The sequence below is a fragment of the Brevundimonas sp. UBA7664 genome (genome assembly GCF_002483305.1).
GTDB lineage: Bacteria > Pseudomonadota > Alphaproteobacteria > Caulobacterales > Caulobacteraceae > Brevundimonas.
Genome location: NZ_DLHQ01000049.1, coordinates 1 through 15,411 on the forward strand (window position 1 = coordinate 1; position 15,411 = coordinate 15,411).

Below are 15,411 nucleotides of genomic sequence, written 5' to 3' on the forward strand. Positions count from 1 at the left end.
CGATGGATGGCGTCTGCCTGCTCGCCGCGGGCTTCCGGAGCGAATCGATCCGCCACCGTGTGTGAAGTTCGCCCCGCGTCCGGACCAGCAATGGACCGGGCGACGATCCGGCCAAGGCCCGAACAGGACCACCATCCGGAGAGCGCGTGGAAAACGACTGCGCGGAGCGGCCTGCTTCGTCGAAACGGTAAAACAATCCAAGCACCGGGCGAGGCCCGGCCGCTCCGCGCCCTCCCCAACCTTTCCGGCAGTGATGCCGGGGAGCGAAGACGGCTGTTCAACGATCGACAGCGAGACCCGGATGGTCCGTGAAGGCCGCGTCCAGGCCGTACCCCGCGAAGCGCGCCAGCCGCTCGCGCAGCCGCCCGTGCGCGGCCGGCTCGTCGCCGATTCGGTCGGCCTCGGGCAGGAAGGCGTTCTCGGCGCGGAAGGTCCAGGCGGCGACCCTGAGGCCGGCGACGTGGGCGTGGGCGATCAGGACGGTCGGGGCGCCGGGGACGGGTTCGATCAGGGCTGTGTCTGCGCCGATCCAGTCGGCGTAGGCGGCGACAGCGGCGAGGCCGTCGCGCGTGGTCATGGCGGCGTAGCTGAGGTCCGGGCGATCGACCGGTCCGCCGGCGGCGGCGACCAGTTGCAGCAGGGGCGCGGCGATGCGGGCGCGCAGGCGTTGCAGGGTTCCGGTCTCGAAACACTGGATCAGGATGGGGGCGGCGGCGCCGGTCAGGCCGCGGCGTTGCAGCGTGGCGACGAAGGCGTCCTCGATCGGCAGGCCGAGGGCGGCGAAATAGCTCGGGTGTTTGAGTTCGGGGGCGACGCGGACGCCGGCCGTGGCGGCGATGTCGAGGACCTCGTCGAAGGTCAGGATGGGGTCCTGACCGTCGAAGGCGGTGTTGGCCGGGCGAAGGTCGGGCAGGCGTTCGCGGACGCGCAGGGTCTTCAGTTCGGCCAGGGTGAAGTCTTCGGTGAACCAGCCGGTGACGGACTGGCCGTCGATGGTCTTTGTCGTGTGGCGGTTGGCGAAGGCGGGACGGGCGGCGACGTCCGTCGTGCCGCCGATCTCGTTCTCGTGGCGGACGATCAGGACGCCGTCGGCGGTCATGACCAGATCGGGCTCGATGAAATCGGCGCCCTGCTGGATGGCGAGGTCATAGGCCGCGCGGGTGTGCTCGGGGCGTTCGCCCGAGGCGCCGCGGTGGGCGATGATCAGAGGGCGCGCCAGCCGTCAGGCCCCCAGGATCCAGCCCTCTTCCTGCTCGACCCTGGCGATCAGGGCCTCGGTCGCGCCCTTGGGCGGGGCGAAGGCGGCGGACAGGGTTCCGGCCTCGTCGAGGGCGGCGAAATGTTCGGCGGTGACGCGGACCTGGGCCTGATCCTTGAACTCGCCCTCGTTCGGCTTCGCGTTGAACATGGACGGGTACACCTCGACCACCAGGGCCGAGAGCGGTTCGACGTCGGCGGCGTCCAGCGCGCGCCAGCCGGTGCCGAAGGGCCAGACGGCGCCCGAGGGGCCGAGCTTCTCCAGCAGGCGGCGGACGGCCGGGACGCCGACCAGGGTCTGGCCGCCGACGGCGCCGGCGCCGTGCATCTGCCAGACCGATTTGGGCTGCAGCTTGCCCTTGCGGACCGCGTCCTGCGTCGCCCGGTATTCGGGGATGTCGGCGCCCGCGCCCGCGGGCGGCTTGGTCGTGGTCAGCCAGCGCTGGGCCTGATTGGCCGGAGCGCCCCACATGGGCCAGGCCTCATCGGTCATCAGCCGGTTGATCTTGGCCGCGACCTGATAGCGATTGTTGGTGTTGTCGGCCTTGTCGACCACGTTGGCGGCGAGGAATTTCCACATCGCCGACCACGGCGTTCCCGTCAGCTTCAGCCGTTCGGCCGTGCCGGCGGGGAAGCCGAAATTGAAGTCGAAGCCGACCAGCACCCGGTCACCGCGCTTGCGGTGTTCGGCCAGCAGGGAGGCCAGCAGGGCCTCGCCCTCGGCCCGCGTCGCGACATTGTGGGTCTCGGAATAGAGGCGGAACCGCACGTCGCGCTTGGCCACGCCGAGCCACAGGGACGTATCGCCGAGCTTCTTGCCCTCGGCGGCGGTCCAGTCAGCGATGATGTAGGCGTCGAACAGGCGGGCCACGGGGGCTCCTCAGGGTACTCGGTCACGGGGATGGGGGGTTCTAGCCGTCCGGGGCCGAGGGAGGAAGGGCTGTGCTGTCTCCTCCCCACATCGTGGGGAGGGGGACCGCCGGAACGGCGGTGGAGGGGTGATGGGGCGGGCGCCCCTCCACCACGCTTCGCGTGGTCCCCCTCCCCCCCAGAGCGGGGAGGAGACACTACCCCTTCAGCAGCGCTTCCAGATGCGACAGCCAGCGGCGGCCGAGGCGGAGGGCCTCGCCGGGGGAGCTGGTCTGGACCGGCAGGGTGGCGTCCCACAGGGCCAGTTCGAACTCGGGGTGGCGGGCGTCGGCGAACATCAGCCGCAACACCACCTGTTCGGCGTCGGGGGCCATCAGGTCGAGCGCCTTGCGGGCCTCGCCGCGGCGGACGCGGGCGACGACGTGGCCGTCGACGATGATCTCGCCGCCCTCGATCTCCTCGAAGGCATAGACCAGGCCGGAGCCACCGCGGTTCCACAGCACGGCGACCTGGGCGCCGTCGAAATCGAGACCGGCGGCGCGGCCCTCGGCGGGCGACAGGGCCTCGGCCTCGGGCGTGACCCCGAGAGACTTAATCAGGGCGCGGCGCATGCGGCGGATCGGCTCCATCCACCAGGCCAGGACCAGGGCGCCCGTGGTCAGGGCGGCCGCCGCCAGGGCCACCAGCAGTATGACCCGGAGGACGTCGGCCAAGCTCAGTCCTCCAGCTCGACGACGACGGGGACGTGGTCCGACGGCTTGTCCATGTCGCGGGCGTCGCGATGAGTCTCGACGCCGACGAAACGGTCCGCCGCCTGCGGCGACAGCAGGTGGAAGTCGATGCGGATGCCGTGGTCGCGCTGCCAGGCCCCGGCCTGGTAGTCCCAGAAGGTGAAGGTCCCCGGCGGCTGTTTGCCCAGCGCCCCGGCCTCGGACAGGCCGAGGTTGTTCAGGGCGCGGAAGGCGGCGCGGCTCTCGGGCTGGAACAGGGCGTCGGTCGCCCAGGCGGCGGGGTTCTTCGCGTCTTCCGGGGTGGGGATGACATTGTAGTCGCCGCACAGGGTGAAGGCCTCTTCCTGCCGCAGCAGGTCCTTCGCGTGGGCCTGAAGCCGGTCCATCCAGGCCAGCTTGTAGGCGAATTTCTCGGTGCCGATCGGGTTGCCGTTGGGCAGGTAAAGGCAGCCGACCCGGACCGGGCGCGGGCATTCGATCACGGCCTCGATATAGCGGGCCTGTTCGAACTCGGCCTCGAACCCCGAGGCGTCGACGCCGGGCAGGCCGCGTCGCACGTCGCTGAGCGGATATTTCGAGAGCAGGGCCACGCCGTTGTAGGTCTTCTGGCCATTGGTCTCGACGTTGTAGCCGAGCGACTCAAAGGCCTCGCGGGGGAATTTCTCGTCGAGGCATTTGATCTCCTGGAAGCCGACCACGTCGGGTTGGGCCGCTTCCAGCCAGGCCAGAACGGTCGGCAGGCGGGCGTTGACGGAGTTCACGTTCCAGGTGGCGATGCGCATGGCGGGAAGCTATGGCGGAATGGGCGGGACTGTGAAGCGCGAAGATCGCCGACGTCGCGCCCACGGCCCATCAATAACGAAATCGCCCTGATGGACAATGTCCACCAGGGCGATGAGTCGTCGCTCGCATCGGCGGGTCTCCGGCGCGGTTCACGCCGAAGATGACCGCCCTAGATCGTGCACGCCTCCGAGGCCGGAAGGCCCACGCAGGAGCGGGCGGCCGACGGCGCCCGACGGTTGGCCGGAACGTCAGCCAGATAGCCCGAGCCATCCGAGCATTTGACCTCGACGCTGTCGCCGACGCCTTCACCCAGCGAAGACGCCCGGCGGAACTCCACGACGGTGCATTCCGTGCCGCCGGCCCGCAGCGAGGCCGTGAGCGCGGCCTTGATCGCGTCGGCCGAAGTCCCCTGGCAGATCACGCCGCGCGCGGACGCGCTGAGGCAATCCTGGATGGTGACGTCGTCATTGCCCTGCATCGGCAGGAAGGCGACGAGGCCGATCGAGGTCTCCGCGCAGGTGAACTCGACGACCTCACGACCGTCTTCACCGCGTTCCTGACCGATCTTCACTTCGGCGGTCGAGCTGCAGGTCACCCCGGCGGCGGCCAGCTGGCTCTTGCGACGCTCACTCACGCTCGCCAGGGCGCCGGACATGTCGGTGAGCTTGCACCCGCCGGCGATCGAGACCGCCTGTTCGCAGGTGTAGGCCTGCTGGAACTCGCCCGCGAGGCTGGTGCGGAACATGTAGCCCGCGCCGCCGGCGCATTTCACTTCGAAGAACTCGCTGGTCGCGGTGGCGCCGGCGCCGCGGCCCTGTTCGACCGTGCATTCCGGCGCATTGGGGCCGGCGAAGCGCTGGCGGAGCGTCGCCGTCTGTTCCGCAGCGGTGGTGTAACGGCATTCCCCCGAGCTCGCCGTCACCGTGAGGCAGGAAATCTTGCTCACGGCGCCCGCGGAATCGACGTCGATCCAGTAGCCGTCGGCGCCGGCGCAGCCGATTTCGTAGCGGTTCTTGCCGTCACTCGCGAGGCCGAGATGGATCGCATTGTCGACGGTGCACGACACGTCGGCGGCGCGCGCCAGCGGCGCGATCAGGGCGGCACGGTTCTTGTTGGCCGGCAGGGTGCATTCCGTCGCGGTCTCGCCTTCCTCCAGCGGATTCATCTCCAGCGAGGAGGCCAGTTGCAGGCAGTCATAGACGGCGGGCGTGTCGGCGCTGGTCACCAGATAGCCGGGCCCCTCCGCACAGTTGGCTTCGTAAAGATATTTGCCGCCCTCGATCTCGCCGACCTCGACTGTGTCGACTGTCTCACAGGACACACCTGCCGATGTCAGGGCCGCGCGGGTGGCCATATCGATCTGGGCTTCGGTGCGGTTGCTCCGCCGGGAGTTGCGCACGATCGCGTTGCTGCGGTCGTTGTCATAGTCTTGGCGGACATTGCCGGTCGAACCGACCCGGAAGGCCGAGGTTTCGGAGTAACCGGGGGGAGGCGTCCGCGGGGGCTGCGCCTGGGCCGAGGCGGCAGAGGCGCCACCGATGATCACGCCGACGGCAAGAGCCACACCGGACAGTTTTACAAGCAAGGACATGGGCCGGAATCTCACGATTGACGTTGTGATCTGGATACAGGCTCGAACCAGCGTCATCCGTCAACCATTTCCAACAATTCCGCGGCGAAGATCGCTTCCCGGCTATTGTTCGCCGGGCGGGGGCGCCGGGGTCAGGGTGCAGCCGCCGCCGATCCGTTGGGCGACGGCGCAGGGATAGACCTGCTGGGTCGCGCCCTCAGTGTTGACGCGGACGATATAGCCCTCGCCCTCGGCGGCGCATTTGGCCTCGTAGAAGCGGCCATTGGCGTTCTGGCCCATCAGCCGCACCTGGGCGACGTCGCAGGCGGCGGCGTCGGTGCCGGCCAGCTTCGGTTCGAAACCGTCAGCCTGTTCCCGGGCGGTCGTGAAGTGACAGGTTCCGCCGGTCGAGGCGACCTGCAGGCAGTCCTTGAGGCTCCAGCCTGCGGCGGCCTCCTCAAGCCAGTAGCCGTCCACCCCGGCGCAGCCCACCTCATAGATCATGGCGTTGGCGTTGCTTCTGCCGACAGCCAGGGCCTCGTCGATGGTGCAGGTCACCCCCGCGCTGCGGGCCCAGCCGCCGATGACCGCGAGGGAATTCTGGTTGGCGGGCAGAATGCACTGCTGGCCGACGTCGGCGTCCGGGTCGAGCCGGCGGGTCGCTGCCGCGCTGCCGGCAAGCTCAAGGCAGTTAAAGGCCTGCGGCGGGCTCGAGGCGATCAGGATATAGCCCGGAGCGTCGGCGCAGGCGGCCTCATAGAGCGGCGTCTGCTCGGCGGTTTCGCCGGGAGACACGGCCTCGGTGACCTGACAGGTCAGGCCGGCGGCGGCGATCTGGGCCTGGGCCGCGGCCCTGACCTCGTCCGGACCGGGGGTGGGCGCGGCATCGCGGTTCTGGCGGCCGCGCGGACCCCGGGTCCCGCGGGCCTGGTCGGGCCGGCCCGCCTCATTGGCCGCGGCCGATCCGGCGGGCGGCGCGGTTTGCGCGAGGACGGGCGCGGCGCTGGCCAACACGAGGGCGCCGAGCGCGACGGCGAGGAATTTGATCGGGGACACGGGGATCACCTGCGTTTGAACTACCAACGCGTTTGACCGGCAGCCATGGCGCGGTCAAGGCCACCCGTGTCCGCGTCTGGACGGGCCCGCCCCGTTCGGCGTATCTACGGGCTGGGTTTCAATTGGAGACGGACTTGGCGGACGGTGTGGCCCCGGCGGACATCGATCAGGCGACGCGCGACGCGCGCGGCCTGACCTATCCGCATCCCGTCCCGCCCGGGTTCGGCGAGGCCATTGCGGTCGCGCCGGGCGTGCTGTGGATGCGGCTGTCGATGCCGATCGCCCTGAACCACATCAATGTCTATGCGGTCGAGGACGGGGACGGCTGGGCCCTGATCGACACCGGGCTGAACATCCCCGATTCGCGCGACCGCTGGGAGGCGATGCTGACGGGACCGCTGGGCGGGCGGCCGGTGACGCGGGTGATCTGCACCCATATGCACCCCGACCACATCGGCCTGGCCGGCTGGCTGTGCGAGCGGACGGGCGCGCCGCTGGTGATGACGCGGGTGGAGTATGTCACCGCACGGATGCTGCTGGCGGACACCGGACAGCCGGCGCCGGAAGCGGGCGCGGTCCACTATCGCGCCGCCGGCTGGGACGAGGCGCAGATCGAGACGTATCGCCGCGAATTCGGCCAGTTCGGCCGCGCCGTCTCGCCCATGCCCGTCGGCTATGTGCGGATGCGCGAGGGCGACCGGCTGAGCATCGGCGGGCAGGACTGGCAGGTGTTGGTCGGCGAGGGGCACAGCCCAGAGCACGCCTGCCTGTGGCGCGAGTCCGACGGGGTGGTGCTGGGCGGGGACCAGATCCTGCCGCGCATATCGTCAAATGTGTCGGTCTGGCCGACCGAGCCGGATGCGGACCCGCTGGGCGACTGGCTGGACTCGCTGGCGCGGATGAAGGGCGTCCTGCCGCACGACGGCCTGATCCTGCCGTCGCATGGCGAGCCGTTCCATGGCGTGCACACGCGACTGGACGCCTTGATCCGGGGCCACGAGGTCTCGCTGAAGCGGCTGGAGAAGACATTGAGGACGCCGAAGCGGGCGGTCGATGTCTTCGGGGCGCTGTTCGCCCGCGCGGTCGGGGACGGAGTGCGGGGGATGGCGACAGGCGAGGCGATCGCGCATTTGAACTATCTGCTGCATCGCGGCCGGGTCAGCCGCGTCCGCGACGCGGACGGCGTGGACTGGTGGACGATGATCGAAGGGGGAGAGGCGGCGTGACCGACCAAATTCAGACCGAACTGGCGGGCGGGGTCCTGACCGTCACCCTGGCGCGGCCGGAGAAGAAGAACGCCATCACCCAGGCCATGTACGCCGTGCTGGCCGAGGCGACCGTGCGGGCCCGGACGGATGACGCGGTGCGGGTGCTGGTCTTCAAGGGGCAGGGCGACAGCTTTTCGGCGGGCAATGACATCGCCGACTTCATCGCCCTGGGCTCGCAGGGTCAGCAGCCGGCGCAGATGCCGGTGTTCGACTTCCTCAAGGCGCTGGCCGAGCTCGACAAGCCGGCGGTCGCGGCCGTGCGGGGGCGGGCGGTCGGCATCGGCCTGACGCTGCTACTGCATTGCGACATGGTGGTGGTGGCCGAGGGCGCCCTGCTGTCGGTTCCCTTCATCAATCTGGCGCTGGCGCCGGAGGCCGCGTCGTCGATGCTGCTGCCGGCGGTGCTGGGGCATCAGCGGGCGTTTGAGCTGTTCGCGCTGGGCGAGCCAATTGATGGCCGCACGGCCGTGGCCTGGGGGCTGGCCAACCGGGCTGTGCCGGCGGACCAGGTCGATGCCGTCGCCGCGGAACTGGCGGGCAAGCTGGCCGCGCGGGCGCCCAACTCCATCCGCAAGACCAAGCGGCTGATGCGCGACGCCGAAAAGCTGTGGGCGCTGATGCAGCGGGAGGGCGAGGCCTTCGGCAGCCAGATGTCCAGTCCCGAAGCGATGGAGGCCTTCATGGCCTTCAGCCAGAAGCGCGCGCCGGACTTTTCAAAAGCCGGTTGATTCGAGGGCGTGCGGGCCCTAGTTGCGCGCCCTCATGTTCGACGCCCCCGCCAGACCCGCGCCCCTGCGCATCGAGATCGAGGCCCCCGCCGACGCGGCGGCGGTCGAGGCCCTGGTGCTGGCCGCCTTCGGCCCCGGCCGGTTCGCCAAGTCGGCGGAGCGGCTGAGGGAGCGGGCGCGCGTCGCCGCGGGCTTTGTCGCGCGGGAGGACGGGCGGGTCATCGGCTCGGTCCGGCAGTGGGCGGTCTCGGTCGGCGGCGAACCGGCTCTGTTCCTGGGCCCGATCGCGGTAGCGGCCGATAGCCGCCGGGCGGGGCTGGGCGCCGATCTGGTGCAGGCCTGCCTCGACCATGCGGGGAAAACCGGCATTCTGCTGGTCGGCGATCTGCCCTATTTCGGCCGGTTCGGCTTCCGGCCCGCGCCGAAGGTGAGGCTTGGCGGCCCCGTTGATCAGCGCCGGGTGCTCTGGCGGGGTGAGGGTGAGGCGGCGGGGCCGGTCCAGCCGGTCTGAGTCGCGGCCGACGCCTTTCCGATCCACGCGGCGCGGCCTAAGTCTGGGTGATGATTCAATCCCCGGACAGCAAGACCGGATTGGCGGGCGTCGCCGCGGCGGCGAAGCAGGCGCCGGGTCGTGGGCTGCCGCCCGTGCATCTGTGGCATCCGGCGCATTGCGGCGAAATCGACATCGTCATCCGGCGGGATGGGCTGTGGATGCACGAGGGCTCGCCGATCGGGCGGGCGGAACTTGTGCGCCTGTTCTCGACCGTGCTGCGCAAGGATGACGACGGCTATGTGCTGGTCACGCCGGGCGAGAAGCTGTCGATCACGGTCGAGGACCTGCCGTTCCGCGCGGTCGCCGTGGAGCGGCGCGGGGAGGCCTTGGTCTTCACCACCGACGTGGGCGACGAGGCCGAAGCCGGGCCGGAACATGCCATCCGCGTCGACACCGATCCCGAGACCGGCGAACCGTCCCCGTCGGTGCATGTCCGCGCCGACCTGTGGGCGCGGATCGCGCGGGCGGTCTTCTATGAGCTGGTCGAAATGGCGGAAGTCGAGGACGGGCGGCTGACGGTTCGGTCGGGCGGAGTCGGTTTCGCCCTCGGGCCGGTCGGGGCGGGCGTGGAATGAGCCTGGCGACCCTGCGCGAGCGTCTGATCGAGCATCTGGAGCCGGCGGTCAGCTGGACGCCGGATCGCGCCCCGGCCCGCTCGGACTTCGACCTCAACCCCGGCGCCGACCGGCCCGAGCGAACGCTGAGGCCCGCCGCCGTCCTGATCCCGGTCATCGCCGGACCGACGGGGGCGGCCGTGCTGATGACGCGGCGGTCCGACAGCCTGGCCAGCCACACCGGCCAGATCGCCTTTCCCGGTGGACGGCTCGACCCCGGGGAGACAGCGGTCGAGGCCGCCCTGCGCGAGGCCTTCGAGGAGGTGGCGCTGGACCCGGGTCTGGTCGAGGTGCTGGGCGTCGGCGACGCCTATGAGACGGGCACCGGGTTTCTGGTGACGCCGGTCGTTGGCTGGCTGACCGCCACCCCGGCCACGACCCCGTCTCTGGACGAGGTGGCCGAGGTGTTCGAGGTGCCCTGGGACTTCCTGATGGATCCCGCCAATCACCGTCGGGATTCCTACGACCGGGAGGGCCAGCCGCGCCGCTGGTACTGGGCCATCACCCATGAGCAGCGCTACATCTGGGGGGTGACCGCGGGGATCGTACGGGCGCTGCGGGCGCGGCTGTACGGCGAGGAAAACACGCCCGGGGCAGCCGTGGCGGAGGATGCGGCGTGACCGGCCGGCTGGAGAACCAGCCCTGGCTGACCGCCCCGGCCACCCGCGCGGTGATAGCGGCGCTGGAGGCCGCGGGCGGCCCCGGCTGCGCCCGCTTCGTCGGCGGCTGCGTCCGCAACGCCCTGATCGGGGCGCCGGTCGCTGATGTCGACATCGCCACCACCCTGAAGCCCGAGGAGACCGACCGCGCCATCCGCGCCGCCGGCCTGAAGGCCGTGCCGACCGGTATCGCCCACGGCACGGTGACGGCGGTGTCGGAGCGCCAGCCGTTCGAGATCACCACCCTGCGCCGCGACGTCTCCACGGATGGCCGCAACGCCACCGTGGCCTTCACCGACGACTGGGCCGAGGACGCGGCGCGCCGCGATTTCCGCCTCAACGCCCTCTATGCCGACGGCGAGGGACGTGTGTTCGACCCGACCGGCGAAGGTCGGGCCGATGCGGCGGCGGGGCGGATCGTCTTCGTCGGCGATCCCGGGACGCGCATCCGCGAGGACTATCTGCGCATCCTGCGCTTCTTCCGCTTCCATGCCTGGTACGGCCGGGGCGAGCCGGACGTGAAGGGGCTGGCGGCCTGCGGGGACCTGGCGGAGGGCATGACGCGCCTGTCCGCCGAACGGGTGTCCAAGGAGCTGATGACGCTGCTGGCCGCGCCGGACCCGCGCGTCGCCATGGCCGCGATGGCCGGAGCCGGGGTGCTGGCGCGGATTCTGCCGGAAGCGACGACGGGTCCGCTGTTCGAAGCGGCGGTGGAGCTGAGCCCCGATCCGGTGGTGCGTCTGATGACGTTGTTCCAGATCGACGAGCGCCTTGTGAGAGAAGCCTCGACCCGGCTGCGATTGCCCAATTCGACGCGGGACCGGCTGGCCGCCGCGGCCCGCGCGGCGCCGGACGTCGACCTGACGATGAGCGACGCCGAGGTCCGGGCGGCGGTCTATCGCCACGGGGACCGCGCGGTCGCCGACGCCCTGCGCCGACGGTGGGCGGAGCGACCCGCAGATGCCGACCACGCCCTTCGCCTGCTGGCTCTGGCCGAGGGTTGGAAGCGGCCGCCGATGCCGGTGGGGGGGCGCGAGCTGGCGCGGCTGGGCGTCGAGCCGGGGCCCGAAACGGGGCGGCTGCTGAAGGCGTTCGAGGACGGCTGGATCGTCGACGATTTCCCGGCGGACGGCCACGCCGAACGGCTGGCGGCCCTGGTCAGTCTTTCGCGCGGGTGATCTCGGTCACCACCGGACGATGGTCCGAACCCGTCGGGCGGCCAAGGCGGCGACTGACGAAGGCCAGGTCGGGCGAGGCATAGACCTGGTCGATGGTGATCCCGAACGCCGACGGCAGGTCGCCCGGCCAGGTGCCGGGAAAGCCCGGCGCGGGGCGCAGGCCGAGGTCGCGCTGGACCTGTCTGCCGATGCGGGCGGAGGAGACGCTGTTGAAATCCCCGGCGACCACCACCGGTCCGTCGAGGCCTTCGGCGACCATGTCCAGCGCCATGGTCTGGCTGATCTGGCCCCAGGAGTGCTGGAACGGCCAGGGTCGGGTCAGATGGACTCCGACGACGTTGACCGTCCCGAGCGGCGTCTGGACCGTCGCGGCCACGGCGTGGAGTCCGTCCGGCGGATCGGCCCTCGCGGTCAGGGGCCAGCGCGAGGCGATCAGCGACCGCGACGGCCCGCGGGTCTGGTCCAGCCGCATCGACGCGGCGCGATGCGGGTAGCCTTCGAGCAGTTGGTCGATCTTCAGGGCCGGATCACTGGCCAGTTCGATCAGGACGACGATGTCAGCGTCAGCCGCCTCGATGGACTGGCGAATCCGGGCCGTGTCGTTGTTCAGGTAGTACAGATTGGCGGAATAGACGCGCACGAGGGCCGCGTCGGGGTCGGGTGTCGAGGCCTTGGGAAACCACTGCGGCCAGACCGCCAGAACGAGCAGCAGGCTGGTCAAGAGGCCCAGTGCGGCCGGTTTCCCCAGCCGCAGCAGCGCCAGTCCTGCGGTGAGCAGAACCATCGCGATCAACAGCGGCGCCGTGAACTGGGCGAGCAGGTCCACCACCCGATTGTCGACGCCGGCCACTACGAGCGCGGCGATGCCCATGAGCGGCGTCAAACCCAGCAGAAGCAGGGTTTCCAGCCAATGCCGCGGCGTCCAGTGCGGCAAACTGAATGGCGGACCTTGCCTTTCCGGGTGAACGGGGTTCGTCATGGCGCGTTACGGTCTCGCTTCAGGAGGGCAGGCATGGCCAGACGGTCCGTCGCGGATATCGAGAAAATCTGGTCCAATGTCGAGGGCGTGAAGAAGCTGTCCGACCGGGCGGTGGGCTTCGGTCCGTTCGGCATCGGCCTCGACGGCCTGCTGACCTGGATACCGGTCGTGGGCACGGTCTACAGCGTCGGCGCGGCCGGCTGGCTGCTGGTGCAGGCGGCAAAGGCGAAAGCCGCGCCGGGAACCCTGATGCGAATGGCTGCCTATCTCGGGCTGGACAGCGGGGCCACGGCTGTCGGCGAGGTGATTCCGTTCGCGCCGGATGTCGTCGACATGCTTTTCCCGGGCCACCTGATGGCGGCCAAGGCGCTGCAGAAGGACATCGAAAGCACCCACTGGGTCGAGGCCAATGAGCGCGAGGCGCGGGCCTCGGGCGCCCATGAGGGCCATGTCGCGGACATGCGCCGCAATCCGAAGCTGCGACGGATCGTCTATCTGCACGACTGAAACGCTTGACGAAGTCGCGCCGCCAAAGCCAAGTCAAAGGCCCTTTTGCCGGACGTCCGAATGAGCGCCATCCTGACCCGCGATGAATTGGCCCTGGCGCTCGGCCGGGCCGGCGAAGGCGACCGCGCCGCCTTCCGTCGCGTTTATGAGGCGACCTCCGCGAAGCTGTTGGGCGTGACGCTGCGTATCTTGGCGGACCGCCAACTCGCCGAGGACGTTTTGCAGGACACCTATCTGACCGTTTGGAGGAAGGCCGGGAGCTTTGATGCGTCCCGCGCGAGCCCCATTACATGGCTGGTGACCATCGCCCGCAACCGCGCCATCGACCGGCTGCGGTCGGGCGCGGCCATGCGCAAGTCGACGCCGATCGACGAGGCCGTGACCGTCATCGCCGACGATGCGCCCTCGCCGGCCCAGGCGCTGGAGACCGGCGACGAGGTGCGCCGTCTGAACGACTGCCTCGGGCAGCTGGACGATCGCACCGGCGGCGCGATCCGGACGGCCTTCATGGAAGGCGTGACCTATGACGCCCTGGCCGTGCGCGAAAATGTGCCGCTGGGCACGATGAAGAGCTGGATCCGCCGCGGGCTGCTGCGGCTGAGGGCGTGTCTCGAATCATGACCGATCCCACCGACATCGACGGCCTGGACGAAGACGAGGCCCTGGCCGGGGAACTGGCGCTGCGCGTCCTGTCGCCGGCGGAGGAGGCCGGGGCGCGCGCCCGCGAGGCGTCCGACCCGGCCTTCGCCGCCCATGTCGACGCGTGGAACGAGCGCCTCGCCGGCCTGGCCGAGGGCGTCGCCCCGGTCGAGCCCTCGGCCTGGGTCTGGCCACGGGTCGAGGCGGGATTGACGCCGCCGACGGCCGCCAATGACAACGGGGTCGTCTTCTGGCGCCGCTGGGCCATCGGTTCGACCGGCTTGCTGGCGGCCAGCCTAGCCGCGGTGATCGTGATGCTGGCCCAGCCGGCGCCCGTGCCCGTGGCGCCGACGCCGCCTCCCGCGGTGATCCGGGTCGCGACGCTGACGCTGGAAAGCGGCGCCGCGGCGATGACCATCGCCTATGACTCCGCGACCGGGGAACTCTACCTGGCCCCGACGGACAAGATGGCGGGCGACACGCGCGTGCCGCATCTTTGGCTGGTCATGCCCGAGGGCGGGGTGCAGCTGGTGGGCGCCATCGACGGTTCTGCCACTTCGCGCCACAGCCTGGGCCAGGCCCTGTCCGGCCCGGCCGGAGCGGCCAATGCGGTGGCGGTCTCGATGGAGGCGCCTGGCCATACGCCGGCGGCGGACCACCCTGACGGACCGGTCGTCGCCTCGGGCGAGCTGCAGCGGCTCTGACCTGCATCCGGCGGCCGCCGGCCGGCGTACCTCTCGTGACGGGTACGTAGCGGTTTCGCGCAAGCGCACCGCCCGGTCCTGACAGCCTGCGGGCCCGTCGGCGGGGAGGCTGTCCAAGCCCTTCCAACTACGGTCTCCCCGCTACCTTTTCGCCGATTGTCAGCATATTCCGGCGCGCCCGATCGCTGATTTCGCGAGGGTTTTCGCCCCGACCAGCGTCATCATCCCGCCTGAGGAAGCCGCCTCGCCAGACTGATCTCCGACACCAATTCGCGGAGATTTCGATGAGCGACGACCACAGCGCGCGGCTGGCCCTGCCGTATCTGGCGGCCGGCCAGATGCAGAAGCATGTCACCCTGAACGAGGCCCTGACCCGGCTGGACGCCCTGGTCCAGACTGCCGTGATCAGTCGATCGGTCACGGCCCAGCCGGACGCGCCCGCCGACGGGGCCCTGTGGATCCTGCCGGCGGGGGCGACGGGCGCGGACTGGAGCACGCGGCCAGAGGGCGCGCTGGTGCGGGCGGAAGCCGGCGGCTGGACCGCGGTGGAGACGGGCGACGGCCTGAATGTCCTGGTGCTGGACGCCGCCGAGGTGGTGGTGCGGCACGCGGGAGGCTGGACGCCGCTGGGGACGCGGCTGGGCGTGGCGCAGGACCTGATGCGCCTGGGCCTGGGGACGACCGCGGATGCGGCCAATCCCTTCGCCGCCCGGCTGAACACGGCGCTGTGGACAGCGCTGGAAGCGGGATCGGGCGGCTCGGGCGACCTGCGGCTGACGCTCAACAAGGAGGCGGCGGTCAATGTCCTGTCGCTGCTGTTCCAGTGCGGCTGGAGCGGGCGGGCGGAGCTGGGCCTGGTCGGCGGCGACGATCTGGCGCTCAAGGTCAGCGCGGACGGCTCGAACTGGCATGAGGCCTTCGCCGTCGATCGCGCGACGGGGCGGATGACGTTCGCCCGGGGGGCGGGGCGTCGGACGGTGACGGTCTTCAGCGCCGACGGCGACTATGCCGTGCCGGCCTGGGCGCGGAGCGTCGAGGCTGTCCTGGTGGGGGGCGGAGGCGGAGGCGGCGCAGGGGCCTACGGCGCGTCGGGCGATCGCTTCGGCGGTGGGGGCGGCGGAGCCGGCGGGATCATCCGGGGCGAATGGCCGGCGGAGCTGCTCGGCGGGACGCTGACGGTGACCGTGGGCTCCGGCGGGGCCGGGGGCGCGGCGGCGGCCGGATCGGTCGGCGGCGACAGCACTATCCACATGGGCGGTACGGCCCTGCTGGCGGCGACGGGCGGCGGCGGCGGCGGATTGGGCGACCGGGCGGG

General features: G+C 70.8%; 17 protein-coding genes. 10 read left to right on the plus strand and 7 right to left on the minus strand.

The window, feature by feature from the left end:
- Window positions 1–277: 277 nt before the first annotated feature.
- From B2742_RS11560 to B2742_RS11585, 6 genes are all read right to left on the minus strand, one after another.
- The gene (locus tag B2742_RS11560) at window positions 278–1,219 is read right to left on the minus strand and encodes a glycerophosphodiester phosphodiesterase family protein (RefSeq protein WP_292066425.1); all 942 of its coding nucleotides are present in this window, start codon (window positions 1,217–1,219) and stop codon (window positions 278–280) included.
- A gap of 3 nt (window positions 1,220–1,222) precedes the next feature.
- Complete coding sequence (locus B2742_RS11565) at window positions 1,223–2,128, minus strand: cobalamin biosynthesis protein CbiG (RefSeq protein WP_292066394.1); 906 nt, start codon at window positions 2,126–2,128, stop codon at window positions 1,223–1,225.
- Window positions 2,129–2,324: 196 nt separating this feature from the next.
- Window positions 2,325–2,840, minus strand: coding sequence for a hypothetical protein (locus B2742_RS11570; protein WP_292066395.1), 516 nt, complete (start codon window positions 2,838–2,840; stop codon window positions 2,325–2,327).
- Between the two features lie 2 nt (window positions 2,841–2,842).
- Window positions 2,843–3,640 carry an exodeoxyribonuclease III gene (gene xth, locus B2742_RS11575; RefSeq protein WP_292066398.1) on the minus strand — a complete coding sequence of 266 codons (798 nt, stop codon included), beginning with the start codon at window positions 3,638–3,640 and terminating at the stop codon, window positions 2,843–2,845.
- A 170-nt stretch (window positions 3,641–3,810) separates the two neighbouring features.
- Window positions 3,811–5,232: a hypothetical protein gene (locus B2742_RS11580; RefSeq protein WP_292066400.1), complete on the minus strand. Its 1,422-nt coding sequence runs from the start codon at window positions 5,230–5,232 to the stop codon at window positions 3,811–3,813.
- Window positions 5,233–5,334: 102 nt separating this feature from the next.
- Window positions 5,335–6,267 carry a hypothetical protein gene (locus B2742_RS11585; protein WP_292066402.1) on the minus strand — a complete coding sequence of 311 codons (933 nt, stop codon included), beginning with the start codon at window positions 6,265–6,267 and terminating at the stop codon, window positions 5,335–5,337.
- A 134-nt stretch (window positions 6,268–6,401) separates the two neighbouring features.
- Here B2742_RS11585 and B2742_RS11590 point away from each other — a divergent pair, with 134 nt between their 5' ends.
- Genes B2742_RS11590 through B2742_RS11615 form a run of 6 tightly spaced genes read left to right on the plus strand, consistent with a single transcriptional unit; the run spans window position 6,402 to window position 11,267 of the window.
- On the plus strand, window positions 6,402–7,493 hold the full coding sequence (locus tag B2742_RS11590; protein WP_292066405.1) for an MBL fold metallo-hydrolase: 1,092 nt from the start codon (window positions 6,402–6,404) through the stop codon (window positions 7,491–7,493).
- Window positions 7,490–8,263 (plus strand): enoyl-CoA hydratase, encoded by a 774-nt coding sequence (locus tag B2742_RS11595; RefSeq protein ID WP_292066407.1) that lies wholly within the window; start codon window positions 7,490–7,492, stop codon window positions 8,261–8,263. Before B2742_RS11590 ends, B2742_RS11595 begins: the two co-directional genes overlap by 4 nt.
- 34 nt (window positions 8,264–8,297) lie before the next feature.
- On the plus strand, window positions 8,298–8,774 hold the full coding sequence (locus tag B2742_RS11600) for a GNAT family N-acetyltransferase (protein ID WP_292066409.1): 477 nt from the start codon (window positions 8,298–8,300) through the stop codon (window positions 8,772–8,774).
- 50 nt (window positions 8,775–8,824) lie between these two features.
- Complete coding sequence (locus B2742_RS11605; RefSeq protein WP_292066410.1) at window positions 8,825–9,391, plus strand: DUF1285 domain-containing protein; 567 nt, start codon at window positions 8,825–8,827, stop codon at window positions 9,389–9,391.
- Window positions 9,388–10,050: a CoA pyrophosphatase gene (locus tag B2742_RS11610; RefSeq protein WP_292066411.1), complete on the plus strand. Its 663-nt coding sequence runs from the start codon at window positions 9,388–9,390 to the stop codon at window positions 10,048–10,050. The genes B2742_RS11605 and B2742_RS11610 overlap by 4 nt, the downstream gene beginning before the upstream one ends.
- Window positions 10,047–11,267 (plus strand): CCA tRNA nucleotidyltransferase, encoded by a 1,221-nt coding sequence (locus B2742_RS11615; RefSeq protein WP_292066414.1) that lies wholly within the window; start codon window positions 10,047–10,049, stop codon window positions 11,265–11,267. Before B2742_RS11610 ends, B2742_RS11615 begins: the two co-directional genes overlap by 4 nt.
- Here B2742_RS11615 and B2742_RS11620 read toward each other — a convergent pair.
- Window positions 11,248–12,246, minus strand: a complete 999-nt coding sequence (locus B2742_RS11620; protein WP_292066415.1) for an endonuclease/exonuclease/phosphatase family protein — start codon at window positions 12,244–12,246, stop codon at window positions 11,248–11,250. The two genes, B2742_RS11615 and B2742_RS11620, sit on opposite strands and share 20 nt — an antisense overlap.
- Before the next feature lie 33 nt (window positions 12,247–12,279).
- On the opposite strand from B2742_RS11620, the gene B2742_RS11625 reads away from it, so the two are divergent.
- From B2742_RS11625 to B2742_RS11640, 4 genes are all read left to right on the plus strand, one after another.
- The gene (locus tag B2742_RS11625) at window positions 12,280–12,753 is read left to right on the plus strand and encodes a DUF4112 domain-containing protein (protein WP_292066417.1); all 474 of its coding nucleotides are present in this window, start codon (window positions 12,280–12,282) and stop codon (window positions 12,751–12,753) included.
- Between the two features lie 60 nt (window positions 12,754–12,813).
- Window positions 12,814–13,374, plus strand: coding sequence for a sigma-70 family RNA polymerase sigma factor (locus B2742_RS11630; RefSeq protein ID WP_292066419.1), 561 nt, complete (start codon window positions 12,814–12,816; stop codon window positions 13,372–13,374).
- The gene (locus B2742_RS11635) at window positions 13,371–14,096 is read left to right on the plus strand and encodes an anti-sigma factor (protein WP_292066421.1); all 726 of its coding nucleotides are present in this window, start codon (window positions 13,371–13,373) and stop codon (window positions 14,094–14,096) included. Before B2742_RS11630 ends, B2742_RS11635 begins: the two co-directional genes overlap by 4 nt.
- A gap of 284 nt (window positions 14,097–14,380) precedes the next feature.
- Window positions 14,381–15,411 (plus strand): DUF2793 domain-containing protein (locus tag B2742_RS11640; RefSeq protein WP_292066423.1); only part of this gene is annotated, 1,031 nt, incomplete at its 3' end.

Excerpts from the sequence above, each read along its gene's own strand:
- B2742_RS11620 (WP_292066415.1), bottom strand. The coding sequence starts at position 12,246 with ATGACGAACCCCGTTCACCCGGAAAGGCAAGGTCCGCCATTCAGTTTG.
- B2742_RS11605 (WP_292066410.1), top strand. The coding sequence starts at position 8,825 with ATGATTCAATCCCCGGACAGCAAGACCGGATTGGCGGGCGTCGCCGCG.
- B2742_RS11625 (WP_292066417.1), top strand. The coding sequence starts at position 12,280 with ATGGCCAGACGGTCCGTCGCGGATATCGAGAAAATCTGGTCCAATGTC.
- B2742_RS11580 (WP_292066400.1), bottom strand. The coding sequence starts at position 5,232 with ATGTCCTTGCTTGTAAAACTGTCCGGTGTGGCTCTTGCCGTCGGCGTG.
- B2742_RS11600 (WP_292066409.1), top strand. The coding sequence starts at position 8,298 with ATGTTCGACGCCCCCGCCAGACCCGCGCCCCTGCGCATCGAGATCGAG.
- B2742_RS11635 (WP_292066421.1), top strand. The coding sequence starts at position 13,371 with ATGACCGATCCCACCGACATCGACGGCCTGGACGAAGACGAGGCCCTG.
- B2742_RS11610 (WP_292066411.1), top strand. The coding sequence starts at position 9,388 with ATGAGCCTGGCGACCCTGCGCGAGCGTCTGATCGAGCATCTGGAGCCG.
- B2742_RS11630 (WP_292066419.1), top strand. The coding sequence starts at position 12,814 with ATGAGCGCCATCCTGACCCGCGATGAATTGGCCCTGGCGCTCGGCCGG.
- xth (WP_292066398.1), bottom strand. The coding sequence starts at position 3,640 with ATGCGCATCGCCACCTGGAACGTGAACTCCGTCAACGCCCGCCTGCCG.